Origin of the sequence: Romboutsia sp. BSD2780061687b_171204_C1 (assembly GCF_015560225.1) — a bacterium.
Classification (GTDB): domain Bacteria; phylum Bacillota; class Clostridia; order Peptostreptococcales; family Peptostreptococcaceae; genus Romboutsia_C; species Romboutsia_C hominis.
Genome location: NZ_JADMRK010000004.1, coordinates 224,760 through 244,025 on the forward strand (window position 1 = coordinate 224,760; position 19,266 = coordinate 244,025).

The 19,266-nt window shown below is 27.8% G+C and carries 12 protein-coding genes and 3 tRNA genes; all 15 read right to left on the reverse strand.

The window, feature by feature from the left end:
* Positions 1-29: 29 nt before the first annotated feature.
* On the reverse strand, positions 30-3,596 hold the full coding sequence (locus tag I2H23_RS10300; RefSeq protein WP_092925155.1) for an AAA family ATPase: 3,567 nt from the start codon (positions 3,594-3,596) through the stop codon (positions 30-32).
* 130 nt (positions 3,597-3,726) lie between these two features.
* Positions 3,727-3,802 (reverse strand) — tRNA-Lys (locus tag I2H23_RS10305).
* 81 nt (positions 3,803-3,883) lie between these two features.
* A tRNA-Val gene (locus tag I2H23_RS10310) sits at positions 3,884-3,959 on the reverse strand.
* A gap of 4 nt (positions 3,960-3,963) precedes the next feature.
* A tRNA-Lys gene (locus I2H23_RS10315) sits at positions 3,964-4,039 on the reverse strand.
* Positions 4,040-4,221: 182 nt separating this feature from the next.
* Positions 4,222-5,049, reverse strand: coding sequence for a metal ABC transporter permease (locus I2H23_RS10320; protein WP_092925153.1), 828 nt, complete (start codon positions 5,047-5,049; stop codon positions 4,222-4,224).
* A 17-nt stretch (positions 5,050-5,066) separates the two neighbouring features.
* A complete protein-coding gene (locus tag I2H23_RS10325; RefSeq protein WP_195581605.1) occupies positions 5,067-5,789 on the reverse strand; it encodes a metal ABC transporter ATP-binding protein in 723 nt (240 codons plus the stop codon).
* 8 nt (positions 5,790-5,797) lie between these two features.
* Positions 5,798-6,727 (reverse strand): metal ABC transporter solute-binding protein, Zn/Mn family, encoded by a 930-nt coding sequence (locus I2H23_RS10330; RefSeq protein ID WP_092925149.1) that lies wholly within the window; start codon positions 6,725-6,727, stop codon positions 5,798-5,800.
* Between the two features lie 398 nt (positions 6,728-7,125).
* Positions 7,126-8,853: a glycoside hydrolase family 3 protein gene (locus I2H23_RS10335; protein ID WP_092925146.1), complete on the reverse strand. Its 1,728-nt coding sequence runs from the start codon at positions 8,851-8,853 to the stop codon at positions 7,126-7,128.
* A gap of 78 nt (positions 8,854-8,931) precedes the next feature.
* Positions 8,932-11,235, reverse strand: a complete 2,304-nt coding sequence (locus tag I2H23_RS10340) for a glycoside hydrolase family 2 protein (protein WP_195581606.1) — start codon at positions 11,233-11,235, stop codon at positions 8,932-8,934.
* A 259-nt stretch (positions 11,236-11,494) separates the two neighbouring features.
* A complete protein-coding gene (locus I2H23_RS10345) occupies positions 11,495-12,946 on the reverse strand; it encodes an MFS transporter (RefSeq protein WP_092925142.1) in 1,452 nt (483 codons plus the stop codon).
* 67 nt (positions 12,947-13,013) lie between these two features.
* Complete coding sequence (locus tag I2H23_RS10350; protein ID WP_092925140.1) at positions 13,014-13,871, reverse strand: sugar phosphate isomerase/epimerase family protein; 858 nt, start codon at positions 13,869-13,871, stop codon at positions 13,014-13,016.
* Positions 13,872-13,876: 5 nt separating this feature from the next.
* Complete coding sequence (locus I2H23_RS10355; RefSeq protein ID WP_195581607.1) at positions 13,877-14,875, reverse strand: Gfo/Idh/MocA family protein; 999 nt, start codon at positions 14,873-14,875, stop codon at positions 13,877-13,879.
* A 29-nt stretch (positions 14,876-14,904) separates the two neighbouring features.
* On the reverse strand, positions 14,905-16,962 hold the full coding sequence (locus I2H23_RS15620; protein WP_330615411.1) for a Gfo/Idh/MocA family protein: 2,058 nt from the start codon (positions 16,960-16,962) through the stop codon (positions 14,905-14,907).
* A 21-nt stretch (positions 16,963-16,983) separates the two neighbouring features.
* A complete protein-coding gene (gene uxaC / locus I2H23_RS10370; protein ID WP_195581608.1) occupies positions 16,984-18,384 on the reverse strand; it encodes a glucuronate isomerase in 1,401 nt (466 codons plus the stop codon).
* Positions 18,385-18,510: 126 nt separating this feature from the next.
* Positions 18,511-19,266: mannonate dehydratase (gene uxuA / locus I2H23_RS10375; RefSeq protein WP_195581609.1), on the reverse strand; the 756-nt coding region annotated here is incomplete at its 5' end.

Genomic DNA, 19,266 nt, shown 5'->3' on the forward strand with positions numbered 1-19,266 from the left:
ATTTAGTAAATACTCATTTTTAGCATACATTATATATTATTTATTATTTTTCCCTTAAGTATTTTAAATTCTACTTCATCTATTACACCTAAGTCATATAAATTTTTTATCTTTAATAATTCATTTCCTACATCATAGGATAAATTTTCATTAGAGTTATTAATTTTATAATTCTCTTTTAAATTATTATCAGCAATTGGCTCTACATTATTACTTATAAATGTATTTTCATTTACAAATATTTCTTTGCTACTTATTATGTCTTCTACTTCTATATTATTTATATCTCTTTGTAATATATTGTTGTCATATACCCTTACACTTTGAACTCTTACTAATTTTTCTATATAATTTTTTATCATAAGACTATTTCTAAGCTTTAAATTATCATTCTCGTAAAGACTATAGATCACTTCTTTTAAGCTGTCTTTTGATTCTTTACTTAATATAAATCCTTTATTAGTTAATATGTCTAGGCATATTTCATATAATTCAATATTTGTATAGTCCTCAAAGTCTAACCATATAGGGAATCTATAATTTAAAGACTCATTTAATAAAACTAATTCTTTCATTTTATCTTTTTGGCCAGATAAAACTATTTTTATTTTATTTTTATTGTTATCTATAAATTTTAAAAGTATAGAAATTATTTCTTTGTAATTATTAATATCTAATAATAAGTGAGCCTTATCTATTAATACTATTTTACCTAAAGATTTATTTAGTATATCTTCTAATTTTAAGCCACTATTTATTTCACCTATTATTTCTCTTATATCAATTTCTACTATATTCTTAGACTTTATCATATCCCTTGAGTAATACATTTCTGCTAATATGTTTAAAATAGATTTTTTACCTGTTCCTACATTTCCTGTAAATACTATGTTACTATACTTATTTCTATTATTTTTTTTGCCTAGTTTTACTCTCTTTTCTTGTATTTTAATAAGTTTGTATTCATTTCTTAAAAATTCTTTTGCTTTTTCATTTCCTTTAAGAGATTTAAGTTTTTCTTCTAAATCAAACTCATACTCTGATACTTTAATTTTTTCTATATCTTTAGTTGTAATTAGATTCATTTCATAAGTGCTTATGTTTTCTTCTGCTATTCTTATGCTTTGATTTCTTATTAGATTTTCTACATAATTTCTAACCATTCTACCATTTCCTGATGTAGAATCTGATTCTTCATATATATCTTCAAAGCTTTTTTTAAGAGATACATATGCATTTTTAGATAATTTGAATCCTGTTGAATCTATTAAATTAATAGCCATTTCTAATAGTTCATTTGGGTTGTAATCTTCAAAAGTTGTCCAAATTGGGAATCTTGATTTTAATCCTATATTAACATCAAAGAAATCTTCCATCTCTTCTTCATATCCTGCAAGTATTACTACAACCTCTTTAGAATAGTCTTCTATAAGCTTAAGAAGTGTTTCTGTAGCCTCTCTACCTAATGAATCATTAGCTAATGTATAGGCCTCATCTATAAATAAAACTCCTCCTATAGCCTCTTTAAACTTTTCTTCAGTCTTTTTACTAGTTTCACCTGGTACCTCTGATATAAAACTTGATCTATCCGTTTCTATCATCTGACCTACCTTTAAAAGACCCATGCTATTTAGCATTTCTGATACTAATCTTGCTATACTAGTTTTTCCTGTTCCTGGATTACCTACAAACACCATATTTAAGTTTTGCTCTATTTTAGTATCTATTCCCGCTGCTTTTCTCTTCTCTTGTGCAACTATAAGCTTATATTGGTTTCTAAGTAAGCTTTTAACTTCATTTAAACCTACTATTTGGCTTAGTCTTTCTTCTAAATTAAATTTTGCTTTTGCTTTAAAGTTGAAATTGTCTCTTTCTAGCAAATCTATTTCCTTACTTTTATCATTTATATACTTTTTAGATGAATCTAATATAGCATTTTCAACTATATTTCTTACAAATCTAGCATTACCTAAATCATTTTTACCACTTATTTGATTTTTCGCAAATAAGTCTATTAATTCATTTTTAACGTTTTTTGCTATTCTATATCCTTTTGATTTTGCAATATTTAAAGCTATCTCATACATTTCATACGGAGTATAATCTTCAAAATGTATAGTGTTTAAAAATCTTGATTTAAGACCTGGATTAAATGCTAAAAATTCATCCATATCTTTTTCATATCCTGCAAGTATTACAACTAAATCATCTCTATTATCTTCTATACCTTTTAATAATGCATCTATTATTTCTTTTCCTACTTTATCATCATCACTTTCACATAGTGAGTATGCTTCATCTATAAATAATACTCCTCCCATAGCAGAATTTATTATATCTATAGTTCTTTTAGCTGTTTCTGCTGGGTTTTCTGTTACAAAATCAGCTTTGCTAACTTCCCTATATATACCTTTAGATAATATATTTAGTGCATTTAAATATTCAAAAGTTACTCTAGCTGCATTAGTTTTACCTGTTCCTGCATTACCTGCAAATATCATATTTAATGATATATTAGATGTTTTTAGTCCAAGTCTTTCCCTAATTTTTTGTACTTTGTAGTTGTTTTTAACGCTTGTTAAAAATTCTTTTAAATCTTTCATTCCTATAATAGAATTTAATTTGTATTCAACTTCTTCTAATGTAGGTGTTGAATAATCACTAAGTGAGAATATTTCATTTTTTATGTTGCAATATATTTCGTCATTATCTACATATATTAATATTGTACTATTTTCTTTAATATTTTCTTTTAAAATCAAGTTTGTTAAAGGTTTACATAGCTTGTAAGATACATATTCACTAATTCCAAAATTTGAATCTTTTTTATATGTTTCTTGTAAGTATTTGCAAATTCCAAAGTATTCATCGCTTTGATCATCTTCTTTAATATCTAATACTATTTTTACGTTGTGATTTTCTTCTTTTATTTTTATAGTTTCTAGAACTTCTCTTTTTACTATTTTATTTCTTTCCTCCTTATTAAGAGGCTTAGTATATAATACTTTATCTATGTTATTGCTAAATGACTTAGTAAAGTGTTCTTCTATATTAAACTTCTCATCATTAGTTGTATATACTAAGAACTTATTATGACAAACTATATTATTTATAGTATCCTCATCTTCATCATTTGCTTGTATTAAAAATTTATTTTTTATTATGTAATTATTGTCTAAGTTTAAGCAAGTATTTGGATATACATTTGATAATACATTTAGCATATCTTCACTAGCTTTTTCACTATTTTTAAATAGTATACAAGAAGAATCACTACTTAGTTTTTCATATAAATCTGTTAAAAATGCGCTATATCCTAAATTAAAATTATATGATGCTAAATCTATTTCTTGTATATGTGTATTATCTATAAAATCTGAATTATTTAGGTATTCAAATATCCTTCTTACACTAGTTTTTTTAGCAGTTTCTTTATCCCCTATTAAAAATAATATTCCTTTTTCTTTGTTTATAAATTTTTCTTCAAAATACTCACATATTTCCTTGATAAATTTTTTTTGCCCTATAAGCTCTCTATTTAATTTTCTTTCTATATAACTAAATTTTTGTTTTATAAAGTCTTGTTCATTCTCCATATGATTCACCCTTCAATGTTTTATTATTTTTTATAGCCTTAAGATATTCTTACCCCAAAAATTATATTTTATATATATAATATAATTTTTTTACAAAAAAACCTCATAGATATCTATGAGGTTTCAAAACTGGTGACCCATCCGCGACTCGAACGCGGGACACCCTGATTAAAAGTCAGGTGCTCTACCGACTGAGCTAATGGGTCTTATATAATTTAATAACATAAGCTTACAGCAACTTACTCATTGCAAGTTATCTGCTCTACTATCTAAATAACTATAAGTTTTGGTGGGATTAACAGGGCTCGAACCTGTGACCCCCTGCTTGTAAGGCAGGTGCTCTCCCAGCTGAGCTATAATCCCAAAGTGGTGACCCATCCGCGACTCGAACGCGGGACACCCTGATTAAAAGTCAGGTGCTCTACCGACTGAGCTAATGGGTCATTTGTTTTGTTTACTTCTCTCAACCACAAATATTATTATATTCGTTTTTTTTTGTTTCGTCAACACTTTTTGTATATTTTTTCAAATTATATTTTATTTTTCTCTATATCTGTTGATTTTTCTACTTTTTTAGAATCATTTTAAATTTAAAAATTAAAAAGAGTAGTAACCTACTCTTTTATTATTTGTTTAATACTATTTTTTTATGTTTAGAATTTATTAACTTTGAAAATACAGTTACTCCTAAAAGCTCTAATACACTTATTATAACAATAGTTCCTCCTGGTGCTATGTCTAAATAAAAAGATATTAATACCCCACTTATTATAGCTATCTCACCAAATAATACTGAATAAAATATTGATTGTTTAAAACTTTTTGCTACTTTTAAGCTTGTAGCTACTGGTATTGAAATAAGGGATGATACTAATAATACCCCAACTATTCTAAGTGTTATTGTTATGCTTGCTGCAACTAATATCATAAATATTGTGTTAATAAGTTTTACAGGTATTTTAGAAAATTTTGCATTTTCCTCATCAAATGTTATATATAATAATTCTTTAAATAATAAACTTACAAATAAAATAATTATAATTGCTACCATAATGATTATTTTTATATCTTCACTACTTACTGTAGCTATACTTCCATACATAAATGAGAATAAATCAAAGTTTGTATTTGATATACTTATAAGTATACCTGATATTCCAACTCCTAAAGCCATTATTATAGCTATTGACAAATCAGCATATTCCTTTAAGTAAGTTCTTAATCTATCTATTATTATAGCTGCTATACTTGATGCTACTAAAGATCCTATTAAAGGATTTACACCTACTATAGTAGCTGATGCTATACCTGATAGTGCTATATGTGACAGACTATCTCCTATTAACGATAATTTTTTAAATACTATAAACATTCCCATTAATGGACATATAAGCCCAACTATTAAGGAAGCTGTAAGTGCCCTTACCATAAAATCATATTGAAAAATTTCCAAAATATTGCCTCCCCACTTTAACTACTAAATAAATTAAGCATTATAGATTCATCTATATCTTTTTTGCTATTTTCTATTAATTCTATTTTTTTATTTTTTATTAATGCTAATTTTTTAACTTCTTCTTTAACTATAAATAAATCATGAGATACTATTATTATAGTTAAATTTAATTTTTTATTTAACTCTTTTAGTATTTTATAAAATTCTTTTTGTCCGTTTACATCTATTCCAACTGTTGGTTCATCTAAAAATAGTATTTCAGGTGATTTTACAAGTTCTCTAGCTATAAATACTTTTTGTTGTTGACCTCCGGATAAACTTCCTATTAGTCTATCTTTATACTCATACATTCCTACTAATTTTAAAACTTCATCAACTTCTTTTTTGTATTTTTTACTTACTCTTTTAAACAAACCTACCTTAGATACTACACTTAATGATACTACTTCTTCTACTGTTATAGGAAATGAACTAGAAAATGAATTTGATTTTTGGTCTACATAACCGATTTTATTCCATTCATCAAAGTTATTTATATTTTTATTAAGTAAGTCAATACTTCCTTTAACTGGTTTTAATTTATTTATCATAAGCTTAAGCAAAGTACTTTTACCAACACCATTTTGCCCTATAATACCTATGTAATCACCTTTATTTATATTTAAGTTTATATTATCTAATATAACTTTATCTTCATATCCAAAGCTTACATCGTTAAATTTAATTACTTTATCCATATTTATCCCTACTTTAAAACTAAATTTAGTGTTTCTAAGTTTTTATTCATTAAAGATATGTAATCTTTATTATTGTCAAAATCCTTTTTACTTATATTGTCTATTGAATATAGCACTGTTGTTTTTATATTAGCCTCATCTGCTATAGTTTTTGCTACATTTGGATTTACAAGACCATCAAATAGTATGTATTTTATATTATTCTTTTTTGCATAGTTAGCTATTTCACTTATTTTGCTAAGAGATGGTTCTTGATTTGGACTAATTCCTGTTATAGATATTTGATTTATTTTATATTCATCACATAAATATCCATAAGCGCCATGAGATACTATTATACTCTTATTTTTTTTGTCTTTTAAATTTTCATCATAGTCGCTTTTTAGTTTTTTTAACTTTTCTATATATTCATTATAATTTTTTTCATAATAGTCTTTGTTTTTTTCGTCTGCTTTGATTAAAGCATTTTTTATGTTTTCACATTCTTTCATAGCTAAATCTACATTTAACCATACATGAGGATCATACTGCCCGTGATTATGAGATTCATGATTCTCTTTTTCGTGATTTTGTTCTTCATCATAAGTAAGTGGTTTTATACCTTCACTTGCATCTACTATCTGTAGTTTATTTTCACTTTTTATTTTATCTGCAAAGCTATCTAATCCTAATCCATTTTTTATAAGTAAATCAGCATTTTGAATATCTTTCATAAGCTTTGGCGTTATTTCATAGTCATGAGGTTCTACTCCTGGTGGAACTACATAATTTATATTTATCTTATCTTTTCCTATATTTCTTGTAAAATCGTATATAGGAAATACTGTTGTGTAAACATTTATTTTCCCATTGTCTTTAGCTGTATTATTACCACTAGAACAAGCTACAGCACTTATCATTGTTATTACTGATAATAATGCTAGTAATATTTTTTTCATATATTTCTCCTTCCATATGTAAATCTTTATAATTATATCCAAAATATTATTTATTTAATCTATACCATTTTTAATTGATAATAAATATCATTATCGAATATTTTATAACTTTTTACTCATTTAGTCAATATATTACATTTTATGTTATTTATAATAACAATAATAGATGTTTATATCAACTGATTTTATATATATATTTAAAATTTTAAAATCTTCCTATATATACTTTATTCATGTATTTTATAATCTATTATAATTTATATTAATTTAATTTATATATAAGAAATACATACATAAAAAAGCTATAAACTCTGGTTTTTAATTCCTATAGTTTATAGCTTTTTTATATTTTATGCTAATTAAATAGCTTATTTCTTATTTTAGTATTTATATTAAAATTATAAACGAGTATCCCAAGAATCACAGAATGCATCAACTGAGCTTACGCCTTTAAATTCAGATTTTCCCATTATCTTTTGTATTACTTGATGTATAGTATTTTCATTATCTGTATATGCATTTATATATGTTGGTACCATTGGTACATCTATTAAGTGGAATGGATTATTTACAGATACACATACTGTAGGTAGTTCTGTAACATACCAAGGAATATCTGGACCCATTGGCATAGCCCATGTTATACGACGTACATTACTTTGAGAGAATCCTTGTACATTTACAAACAGCATTACTGCATCAAACTTATCAACAAAATCTTTTATTGGAGTCATAGCTAATAATTGCTTTCCATTTAAAGATGTATTTGGATCGAATACTTCTACCTCAAATCCTTGTGCTTCTAACTCATTTTTCACTTTATCTTGTAAGCTACCTGTTCCTGCCATTGATACTTTAGATGCAAACCCTGTTGAGTCTACAGTATATAGCATTATTCTTTTGTGAGTTTCTGGCGTTATTGGTAGTTGATTTTTAGTGTTTTTAACTAAAGTTATAGCTTTATCTGCTACATCTTTTGCTACTTCTAAGTGTTTTTCACATCCTATAACAGATAAATTTTCTTTTGGTGGCATTAATGTATTTGATTCTTTTTTCTTATGTAATTTTAACATAGCTTTAAATGCAAGTACACGAGTAACAGCTTCATCTAAACGCTCATGAGTTAATATTCCATTTTCAAGTCCTTTTTTCATAGCTTCAACATCTTCATCTTTATCTCTATAATAAAGTATCATATCGCATCCTGATGCTATTGTTGTAGGTATCATATCTTCTCTTCTTATCATAGAAGTAAGTCCTACCATATGAGTTGCATCAGTAAGTATTAATCCGTTAAATCCTAATTGTTCACGAAGTAATCCTTGTAATAATTCAGGTGCTATAGTAGCTGGCATTATCTCATTATCTTTTATGCCTGGCTTTAACTTTCTTGAGTATTCTGGAAGTCTTATATGTCCTATCATTACAGATTCAACACCTGCATCTATCATTCCCTTATATACTTTACCAAATTCATTATCCCACTCTTCACAACTCATCATATTATTAGTTGTAACTATGTGTTGATCACGCTCATCTAATCCATCTCCTGGGAAATGTTTCATACAACAAGCAAGACCTGCATCATTTGCACCTCTTAAATATTCTTTTGACATTTCAAGTACAACATCTGCATCACTTGAGAAACAACGGCTAGATACAACACAGTTTCTCCAGTTTTTATTTATATCAACTATAGGTGCATAAGTCCAGTTGCATCCTATAGCAGCTGCTTCCTTACATCCATAATATCCTAATTTGTATGCATTTTCTTTATCTTGTGTAGCCCCTATTGTTACATGGTATCCTATATGTGTTCCACCACCAATACCACCATCTCCTCCAGCTTCTATATTAGCTGCTATTAGTGCTGGTATTTTACTAGTATTTTGTATAGTCATATTTTGTTCATATAACTTATCAGCTGACATATTAGAATATCTAAATCCTCCCATGCCATATTTATTAATACGCTCTTTTATCTCTTCTTCATTGTTATTCCAAAGCATATCTACAAATACTTGTCCTATCTTTTCATCTAAAGATAATCCCGCTAATGTATCTTCTACCCACTTGATATCCTCATCTTCTAAGTAAAATGGTTTTGCTTTTAAATCTATTTTCATTTTAATCCCCCTTTTGATAAATGTCTTTTTAGATTTATAATCATAAGGTATATAAAATTTATATACCTTATTTGATTACTATTTTTTAATATTAACTAATTCTGAATTTAATACGTATATAAATTTATCACTTATCTGACCACCTGCTAATTCTGCTAATTGATCAATTGTCATACCTTCTAACATACCTGCAGTTGGGCCCTCTAGAATTTGTCCAAAATATTTTTCAATTATAGATTTAGTTTCTTCATTGGCCATTAATTCTTTAAATTTACATTTTGTTGAATATACATCATCTGTAATATTAAGTTCTTTAATTTCAACATCATCAAACTTGTTTTTATCATCATTAAACCAATTTGTAACTACTCCACCTTTATCTTCTGGACAGTCATAAATAGAATTTCTTTCATCTACTTTATTAAATATAGCAAAATCCGTGTAAACTTTGCCTTCACTCTTTGCCACTACTTTTACTTCATTTTGTCCATCTACTAACTCTATATTTTCAAAGTTAAATATATGATTTGAATTTAATGTAGCTACTTCTTCGTTATTTACAAATAAAGTTAATTCATTTAAGTTAGAGTATACTTTGACATTTATAAATTTATTTTCTCTATCAATATATCTTTTACTATTTATATGAATAAATTTTTCATCTGACCAAAGTGATTTGTACATATAAAATGCGTCTTTTTTAACTTTTCTATCAAATGTTATTAAACCTTTATTATTTCTTCCTTTAACTCCACCTTCATCTCTAAAATCAGAACCAAAGTCAAAGAAATTCCATACGTATGTACCCCATACAAATTTTCTTTCATTAAATATCTTCATTACTTTTTCATGATATAGTGCATGGTACTCTTCTGTATAATCCTTTACTTGTGGATTATCTGTATGATACTTAATTATTCCTTCTGCACCATATTCTGATATACCTATACAAGTATCTGGATTTACCTTATTAAAATCATCTAACCATTGAGCAAATTCTTCAACTTCACCTTGATACCATCCATAATATTTGTTATAAGCCATTATGTCTGTATAATTATGAAACTCATCTTCATTTTCAACCATCATAACTTGTGCTTGAGTAGTTAAACGAGTACTATCTTCTTTTTTAGCTAGTTGGTGAAGTTCTTTAACTAGAGTTCTAAGCTCGTCAGTTATACCACCTATTTGTATTTCATTTTGTACTCCCCACATAACTATACTTGAATGGTTATAGTTTTGACGTATTAATTCAACTAATTGGCTCTTAGCATTTTCACCTTTTAAATCAGTCTTTGACATAACTGATATAAATGGTATTTCCGCCCATATTATCATACCTTCTCTATCACATAAATCATAGAAGTATTGATCGTGTTGATAATGAGCCAAACGTATTGAGTTAGCACCTACTTCTTTTATAAGTTTCATGTCTTCTTCATGATCCTTTTTGCTTAGTGCCCAACCTTTATCTTTTCTATCTTGATGTCTAGAAACACCATTTAACTTCATATGTTCTCCATTTAAGAAGAATCCTTCTTTAGCATCAAATCTATAGTATCTAAACCCTGTTGGTATTATTAATTCATCTAATACATCATTATCTTTCATTATGTATGCTTTTACATTATATAAATATGGATTTTTTACCCCATGCCATAGTATAGGTTTTTCTATATTTATTGGTAGTGATATTTCCCTAGATTCATTTGGGTTTAATAATATATCTTTTGCATTGTATTTTACAATATTTCCTTCTTTATCTAATACATCTATCCATAATTTTATAGCTTCTTCTTTTTCACAATCATTTTTTATTATTGATTTTACAGTTATGCTTGCACTTTCTTTAGTTATATTATCTTGTGACACATATACTCCTAAAGAACCTTCATTCATTAATTCAAAATGAGTTTTATCTGTAACAACTAGATTAACATCTCTGTATATACCACCATAGAATGTAAAATCTGCCCATATAGGATATACATCATCAACTATAGAGTTATCTACTTTAATTGCTATTGTATTGACTTTTCCATATTCTACTACATCACTTATATCAAATCTAAAAGTAGAATATCCTCCTTTATGCTCTCCTAAATGTTTTTCATTTAAGTATACATTTGTTATACTGTTTGATCCATTTAATTCTATATATATTTTCTTATTTTCATATTCTTTATTTATAAATATCTCTTTTCTATACCAGCAAGCTCCCTTATAAAAATCATTGCCTCCATCTATTCCATCTATAGCATTCCAAGTATGGGGGATGCTTATATTTTCCCAAGTGCTTAAATTAATGTCTTTTATATAAGCTTCTTTAATATCTTCTTTTACAAATTTCCAATTGTCATTGATGTTAATAATATTTCTCATAATATCTCCCCTTTGTAAAACATTTTCCTAAGATTAATACTAGTATATCATATATTTTGGTTTATTGGTATACTAGTATTAATTTTATTTTACAGGTTAACTTAACGACTTTTCAAATTCTATTACTAAACCTTCTTTTTTATTATAAATAAAATCACAAAGAATCTCATATATCACTACATGAGATTCTTTATGATTAAAATACGTTACTTTAAACTTAAATTAATATGTTTACAAAACACTCAAATAAAATTTAACCTTAAGCACCTTGTTTCTCTTTTATACTGTTTAATCCACTTTGAACTTCAGCCATTTTAGCTGCATCTAATGGATAGAATTTCATAGCTATTATAGATGCTATATGTCCAAATATTGGTACTATGTACATACACGTCATTATTAACCAGAAAAACTTAGTATCTGCTGGAGTATTTGGAACTATTACTGCATTTGCCATACCTATTATAGCAAGCCCTACTCCAAGTAATGTTGAACTAAATGATGATATTAACTTATCTATAAATGAGAATAATGTCCCCATCATACCTGGAACAAACTTTCCAGTTCTATATGTTTCATAGTCTGCACAGTCTGCTATCATTGGTATAACTATATTTCCTGATATCCCTGCAAATGCACCTTGAAGTATTGTTATAGATAAGAATAGTATAGTATTTAAATTTATATTAGTCATAGATACATTATCAAATGGTTGTATTATAATCATTGCAAATAACATTGCCATACTTAACCAAGTACCTGCAACAAAAGCTTTCTTTTGCCCAAGTTTTGATGCATATCTAACTCCAATTATTGTTATAATTATTGTTACTGGAGTTGTTATAACACTCATCTCACCTTGTAAACTAATATTCATCAATACGTTACCAAATAAATACATCTTAGTTGCATTAGCAAGAGTGCTTGCTAACTTATCAGTTGAAGCTGCTATAACTAGCATTTGTATAGCTCTATTTGACTTTATTATTGGCCAGTAATCTTTAAACTTAACTTGATTTGCTGCACTTCCGACACCGTAAAATTCTTTTTTATCTCTCCCTGATATACCTATAATTGCAAGTATTGTCATTACAAATGAAGTTCCACCAAATATTATTGCTGCCATCTTCCACATTTCAGGATTTAATAAACCATTTTCATATCCATCAGCAAACATTGGAGGTAATATAGAAGTTATTACTAATGCTGATACTGAAAATAATATACTATTATATATTGAATCAAATATTGTAAATAATGGTCTTTGCTTAGGGTCATTAGTTAATGACGCTTGTGCTGCTTTTGTACAAGCTGTTTGGAATGTGTATCCTATTATGTATATTACATATATTCCTAAAAGTACCGGAAATCTCATTGATTTACTAAGGTTTGGTACTACTCCGAATATTAAATACACAGTTATTAATAATATAATATTTCCAACTAGCATAAATGGTCTATATTTACCAAACTTAGTTTCAGTCTTGTCTATCATATATCCTATTATTGGATCTGTTATACCGTCAAATATTCTCATAGATGTTATAACTACCCCTATAGTTACCGCAGCTATACCTAGTATATTTTGACTAAATATTGCCAAGTAAGTCATTATAGACATTATTACATTTGTGGCAGTATTATTTAAAGCGAAAAGTCCTATTTGCCATAATTTAGCACTATTATATTGTTGTTTTGATACGTTAGACACTTTTTATTCCCCTTTCGATTATTAAATCTTTGAAATTGTTTTCCCAGTCTTTAAAAAAAATTACTAATTAAAATCTATCTTCGTATCCTAATGCTTTTAAATTTCTTGCACTTATTTCTAAGCTTTCAAATGGATCTTTTCCATATGTATCATCTTGCTCTATAAATATATGTTCAACCCCTGTTTCTCCAGCTAAATCTATTATAGCTTTTATGTCTAAGTTTCCTTCTCCTATTTCAGCAAATTGAACCATTAATGCCATATTTGTCATTATTTGTTCCATTCCACCTGATAAGTCTATAGTTTGAGCTATTCTATAATCTTTTATATGTATTATCTTTATTCTTCCTTCTAGTTTCTTTATCCACTCTAATGGATTTACTCCTCCCCTTTGTAACCAATGAACATCAAGCTCAAATCCTAAATACTCTGGGTCACTTTCTTTAGCCATTATATCCATTATATACTCACCATCATATTTAGCAAATTCAACATGGTGATTATGATAATAAAGTTCTAGACCTTCTTCTTTTAATCTTTTACCAAATTCATTTAATTCTTTAGTATACTCAATTATCTTTTCTTTTGATCCTAAACAATCAAATGATATCATTCCTACTCTTATATATTTACAATTTAACGCTTTAGTATCTGATACTATTTTGTCAAAGTCATCTCTTAAGTTTTCCATTTTAATAGAAGGCATTAAAGACTTTATAGCTGCACTAGTTGCGCATACTTTCATATCTAGCTCATCTAAACATTTTTTTATTTCAGATACATTTTCTTCAGTCATAGGTATTTGAGATAATTCTACTGTTGAAAATCCTATTTCTTTAACTCTTTTGAAAGTTTCAGTTATACCCATTTCTTGTACTTTTTCTCTAAGCATCATCATTTGAACGCCTATTGTTGGTTTTGTCATATTATTTACCCCCATAATATTTGTTTATTATCCTTAGATGAAGTTCTTATACTATCTATAATTTTTATAGAAGGTATGGCGTCATTTATAGTTATATAATCTTTAGTGTTATTTATTAAGCAATTATAATAATCATTTATAATTTCTTTATGGCTAGCTCCATAATAATGCTTACTTCCACTAAGTTTATCATCTTCTACTATTAAAACTTTTTCTCCACCTACTGATTTATATAATTTACTATCTTTTATAGTAAATTTACCCTTTTCAAGTATTACCTGTATCTCAACACTAGAGCTGTCACAATATGCTATTGTTGAAAAGAATAACCCTTTAGCCCCATTTGAGAAATTTATACTAGCACTAGCTGTATCTTCAACTTCTATATTATAATCTAATAAGTTACTAACCTGACCTTTTATAGAATCTATTTTTCCACCTAATAATTGCATTAAATCTAATGTATGTATAGACTGATTTATCATAACTCCACCACCAGCTAACTTCATACTACCTCTCCATGGCTTTATGTCATAATACTCTTTTGGTCTACTCCAAGTAACTATCCCCTTTATACCAATTACTTTTCCATATTCTTTAGAATTTACTATATTTAATAAGTGCTTTGTTGTTTTGTTGTATCTATTTTGTAGACATATACAAATATTAGAATCTGTATTGTCATGTAATTTTTTAAATTTATTAGCTTCTTTCGCGTTTAAACAAAGTGGTTTTTCTAGGAGTATATTAACTCCTAGATTAGCCACTTCTTTAGTTACAGGATAGTGAAGGTAGTGTGGTAAACATATATGAACACAATCTAAGTTTTCATTTTTAATCATCTCATTATAGTCTGTATAAAATTTAGCATCTTTTACTAAATCTTTTTTATTTTCATCTATATCACATACTGCAACTAGCTTTGCATTTTTATTTGATTTAATTGCATGAAGATGAACCATAGAAACATCTCCTAGACCTATAATCCCTATTCTTAGTGCCATATATTTTCCCTTCTTTCTCCTATTTTTATTTATGCGTTAGCTTTTTCAGCTTCTCTTCTCTTGTTTAATTCTTCTAGGTATAAATCTTCATCAAATGGTAATTCTATATCTTTTCCTGTCCAGCTTGATAAGTGCATTGCATTTGATAATATAACTCCATTTATACCATCTGTTCCTGGTGCTAATAATTTTTTACCTTCTAATATAGCTTCAGTGAAGTTTATCATAACATTTATATGTTGAACTCCCCATTGATCTGGTATTTCAAATTCTTCAACTTCGAATAAATCTCCCATACCTTCTCCTCTGAAAAGATTTGCAACATCAGCAAAAGTTAATCTCTTGTTTAATTCATTTTCGCTTTCTTTCATTCTCTTAACTGTTACTTTCTTACTTCCTTCAACTACTATCTTACCTTTATCCCCGTGTATTTCAAATCTATCAGTTCCTAATATGTCATGTGTACAAGTTATAAATGTTCCAGTAGCTCCGTTTTCGTATTCAACAAAAGCAGTTACATCATCTTCAACAGCTATATTTCTGTGAGAACCAAATTGTAAGTTAGCTCTTACTTTAGTTGGCATTCCACATATCCATTGCCATAAGTCTAATTGGTGAGGTGCTTGGTTAGCTAATACTCCTCCGCCTTCTCCTGACCAAGTTGCTCTCCAGTCACTCATATCATAGTATGCTTGTGGTCTCCACCAAGTAGTTATTATCCAGTTAGTTCTTCTTATTTCCCCTATTTCACCGTTATCTACTATTTCTTTTATTCTTTGATATAATGGGTTTGTTCTTTGATTAAACATCATACCAAATACTAAGTGTGGCTTAGACTCTGCTAATTCATTCATTTCTCTTATTTTCTTAGTGAAAACTCCTGCTGGCTTTTCAACTAATGTATGTAAATCTCTGTTTAATGCTTCTATAGCTATTACTGGATGATCGTAGTGTGGTGTAGCTATTAATACAGCATCTATTTCTTTACTATCTAACATGTCTATGTAGTTATCAAAGAATTTTACATCTTTAGGTAACTTTTCATTAGCCCATTCCTTTTTAGCTGGGTTTATATCACAAACTGCTGTTAACTTAGCTCCTGCTACTTTTCCTTCTGCTAACCAACTAGCATGAGATCCACCCATTTGACCTATTCCAACTATCCCAAATCTTACTTGTTTCATATCGTCCCCTCCAAATTTGTTTAATCTAAACTCAATTTTTCCTAATATGTTTACTAAAGATTTATATTGAAGTGCATAAGCACTCTTTCCGTCTAGACCTTTGTCTTCTTTTATTATTTCATTAACATCTTCTAATTCTAAATCTTTTAATGAATCAAATATAACTAAGTGTGGCTCCATAGTTACAAAGCCTTTATATCCATTTTTTATAGCATCTGTTAGTATTTCTTCTATCTTACCTTCACCAGTTCCGCATACTACATTTTGATTATCACGTTTATTTGCATCTTTTATGTGGTAATATACTATATAGTCTTTTAATAATTCATAGCATTCTTTAGTGTTTTCCATACACTGAACAAAGTTTGCAAAGTCAAATATAGCTTTAAAGTTATCTGAATTTACACTTTTTAATATCTCTAAACATCTAGAAGATATATCTCCGTATATGTCTTTTTCATTTTCATGAAGTAGTATTATGTTGTGCTTTTTAGCTATTTCTGTAAATATACTTAATTTTTTTATAACTTCATCTCTATAGTCATCAGGATTTTTACCTTTTGGCATATAGAAACTAAACATTCTTATATACTTACACTCTAGTATACTTGCCATTTCACATAATTTTTCTAACAAATCTACTTGCTTATTAAAACCTTCTTCATCATCTATAAATACTTTACCTATAGGTGATCCTATAGAAGATACTTTTACTTTATATTCTTCTAATTTTGGCTTTATATAAGTTTTTAGTTCATCTATACTATATTCACTAAAGTTTTTTTCATTTACCCCTCTTATTGATATATACTCCATACCAAGTTCTGTTACTGTTTGAAGTTGTGTATCAAAATCACTGCTTATTTCATCTGAAAATCCCGATATCTTTATATTTTCTAACATACGCTCCCCCTATAAAATGTTTTATCCTAAGAAGTATTTGTTTGAGTTGTTAAAACATATATCTTCAATTATTTGACCTAGTATGTCTAAGTCGTTTGGATATTCTCCATTTTCAACTAAGTTACCTATGTAGTTGCAAAGTATTCTTCTAAAATATTCATGTCTTGTAAAAGATAAGAAACTTCTAGAGTCTGTAAGCATTCCTACAAATTTACTAACTAATCCAAGTTGTGAAAGTGCCATTAATTGTCTTTCCATTCCATCTTTTTGGTCATTAAACCACCATCCAGAACCAAATTGTATTTTCCCAGCTATGCCTCCACCTTGGAAGTTACCTATCATAGTACCTAGTACTTCGTTATCCTTTGGATTTAAACAGTATAGTATAGTTTTAGGTAGTTTATCTTCTACATCTAGACTATCTAATATTCTTGATAATGAATAAGCGATTTCCCCATCATCAATACTATCAAATCCTGCATCTACCCCTACTTTGTTAAACATTCTTGTATTATTATTTCTAAGAGCACCTATATGAAGTTGCATAACTAGATTTTTCTCGCTATACATCTTTCCTAAGCTTATTAATGTGAAAGTTATGTACTTGTAAGCTTCTTTATCACTTATAGTTTCACCAGATAAAACTTTAACAAATATTTCTTCAACTTCCTCTATTGTTGAATTTTCAAAATAAACTCTTTCTAAACTATGATCTGTTATATTACATCCATTTTCTACAAAGAAGTCTAATCTATTTTTAAGTACTTTTAAAAGTTCACTGTATGTTTTTATTTCTATATTTTCTAATTTTCCTAAAGCTTTTATATAATCTATAAAACCTTCATTTTTTATCTTAAGTGCTTTATCTGGTCTAAATGTAGGTCTTACTTTACACTCAAAACTTTCATCTTCTCTTATTTTTTTATGATATATTAAATCATCAGCTGGATCATCTGTAGTTCCTATGTATACTACATTTGACATTTCTATTAGCTTTCTTGCACTTAAATTGTTTTCTTTGATACTAAGATTTGCTTTTTCCCATATAATCTCGGCAGTTTTTTCACTTAGAGTTTCTTCTATGTTAAAGTATCTTCTAAGCTCTAAATGAGACCAATGATATATAGGGTTTCCTATTAAATAAGGCATCATCTTAGCAAATTCATTAAACTTTTCAAAATCACTAGCATCTCCTGTGATGTACTTTTCATCTATACCAAAGCTTCTCATAGCTCTCCACTTGTAGTGGTCATGGTATAACCACATTTGAGTTATATTTTCATATGTTTTATCTTCTGCTATTTCTACTGCTGGTAAATGGCAGTGATAGTCAAATATAGGCATTTTTGCTGCGTGGTTATGATATAATGTTTTTGCCGTGTCGCTATTTAATAGGAAGTCTTTATCCATAAACGTTTTCATATTTACCCCCATATATTTCACTTAATTAAAATTTTGACTTTATTTAACTTATACTAAATATTTTATCATAAAATTTTTTTAACAATATTTGAATTAATTTTCTTTTTTTAGACTAATTTATTCAAATTATTTATTTTTATTTATAGCCTCTATTAATCCATTTATATAAACTGCTCCTAAAGCTCTATCATATAGTCCATATCCTGGTCTTCCTGTTTCTCCCCATATCATTCTTCCATGGTCTGGTCTATATGGTCCTTTAAAGTCATAATCACAATATGCTTTTACTATTTCATAAAAATCAAGTGATCCACACTCAGATAAGTGAGCTACTTCATTAAAGCTACTTTCTCCTGTTATTAAAACATTTCTTAAGTGTGCAAAGTTTATTCTATTTTTTTCTTTTCCAAAGTATTCAACCATTTTTACTACATCATTAGTACTTGTGCATCCTAATGATCCTGTACATAAAGTTATACCATTGTATTCACTATCATAAAGATTTACAAATCTTTCTAGATTTTCAAAATTTGTTATTATTCTTGGAAGTCCAAATATTCCCCATGGTGGATCATCTGGATGTATAGCCATTTTTACGTTGCTTTCTTCAGCTACTGGTATTATTTCTTTTATAAAGTATTCAAGATTTTCCCATAACTTTTCTTCATCTATATCTTTATATTGATCTAATAATGCTCCTAGTCCACCTTCTCCATAAGAAGTATCCCATCCTGGAAGTTCTAATTCACCTAGTGCTGGATCCATTTTCTTAACAGTTTCTTCATCATATATTAGACAAGTTGAACCATCTTCAAGTTCATAGTTTAGATCTGAACGAGTCCAGTCAAACACTGGCATAAAGTTATAACAAACTGTTTCTAT

Bases quoted from the DNA above. Each gene is read 5' to 3' on its own strand.
- I2H23_RS10300 (WP_092925155.1), bottom strand. From the start codon at position 3,596: ATGGAGAATGAACAAGACTTTATAAAACAAAAATTTAGTTATATAGAA.
- I2H23_RS10325 (WP_195581605.1), bottom strand. From the start codon at position 5,789: ATGGATAAAGTAATTAAATTTAACGATGTAAGCTTTGGATATGAAGAT.
- I2H23_RS10330 (WP_092925149.1), bottom strand. From the start codon at position 6,727: ATGAAAAAAATATTACTAGCATTATTATCAGTAATAACAATGATAAGT.
- I2H23_RS10335 (WP_092925146.1), bottom strand. From the start codon at position 8,853: ATGAAAATAGATTTAAAAGCAAAACCATTTTACTTAGAAGATGAGGAT.
- I2H23_RS10340 (WP_195581606.1), bottom strand. From the start codon at position 11,235: ATGAGAAATATTATTAACATCAATGACAATTGGAAATTTGTAAAAGAA.
- I2H23_RS10350 (WP_092925140.1), bottom strand. From the start codon at position 13,871: ATGACAAAACCAACAATAGGCGTTCAAATGATGATGCTTAGAGAAAAA.
- I2H23_RS10355 (WP_195581607.1), bottom strand. From the start codon at position 14,875: ATGGCACTAAGAATAGGGATTATAGGTCTAGGAGATGTTTCTATGGTT.
- I2H23_RS15620 (WP_330615411.1), bottom strand. From the start codon at position 16,962: ATGTTAGAAAATATAAAGATATCGGGATTTTCAGATGAAATAAGCAGT.
- uxaC (WP_195581608.1), bottom strand. From the start codon at position 18,384: ATGAAAACGTTTATGGATAAAGACTTCCTATTAAATAGCGACACGGCA.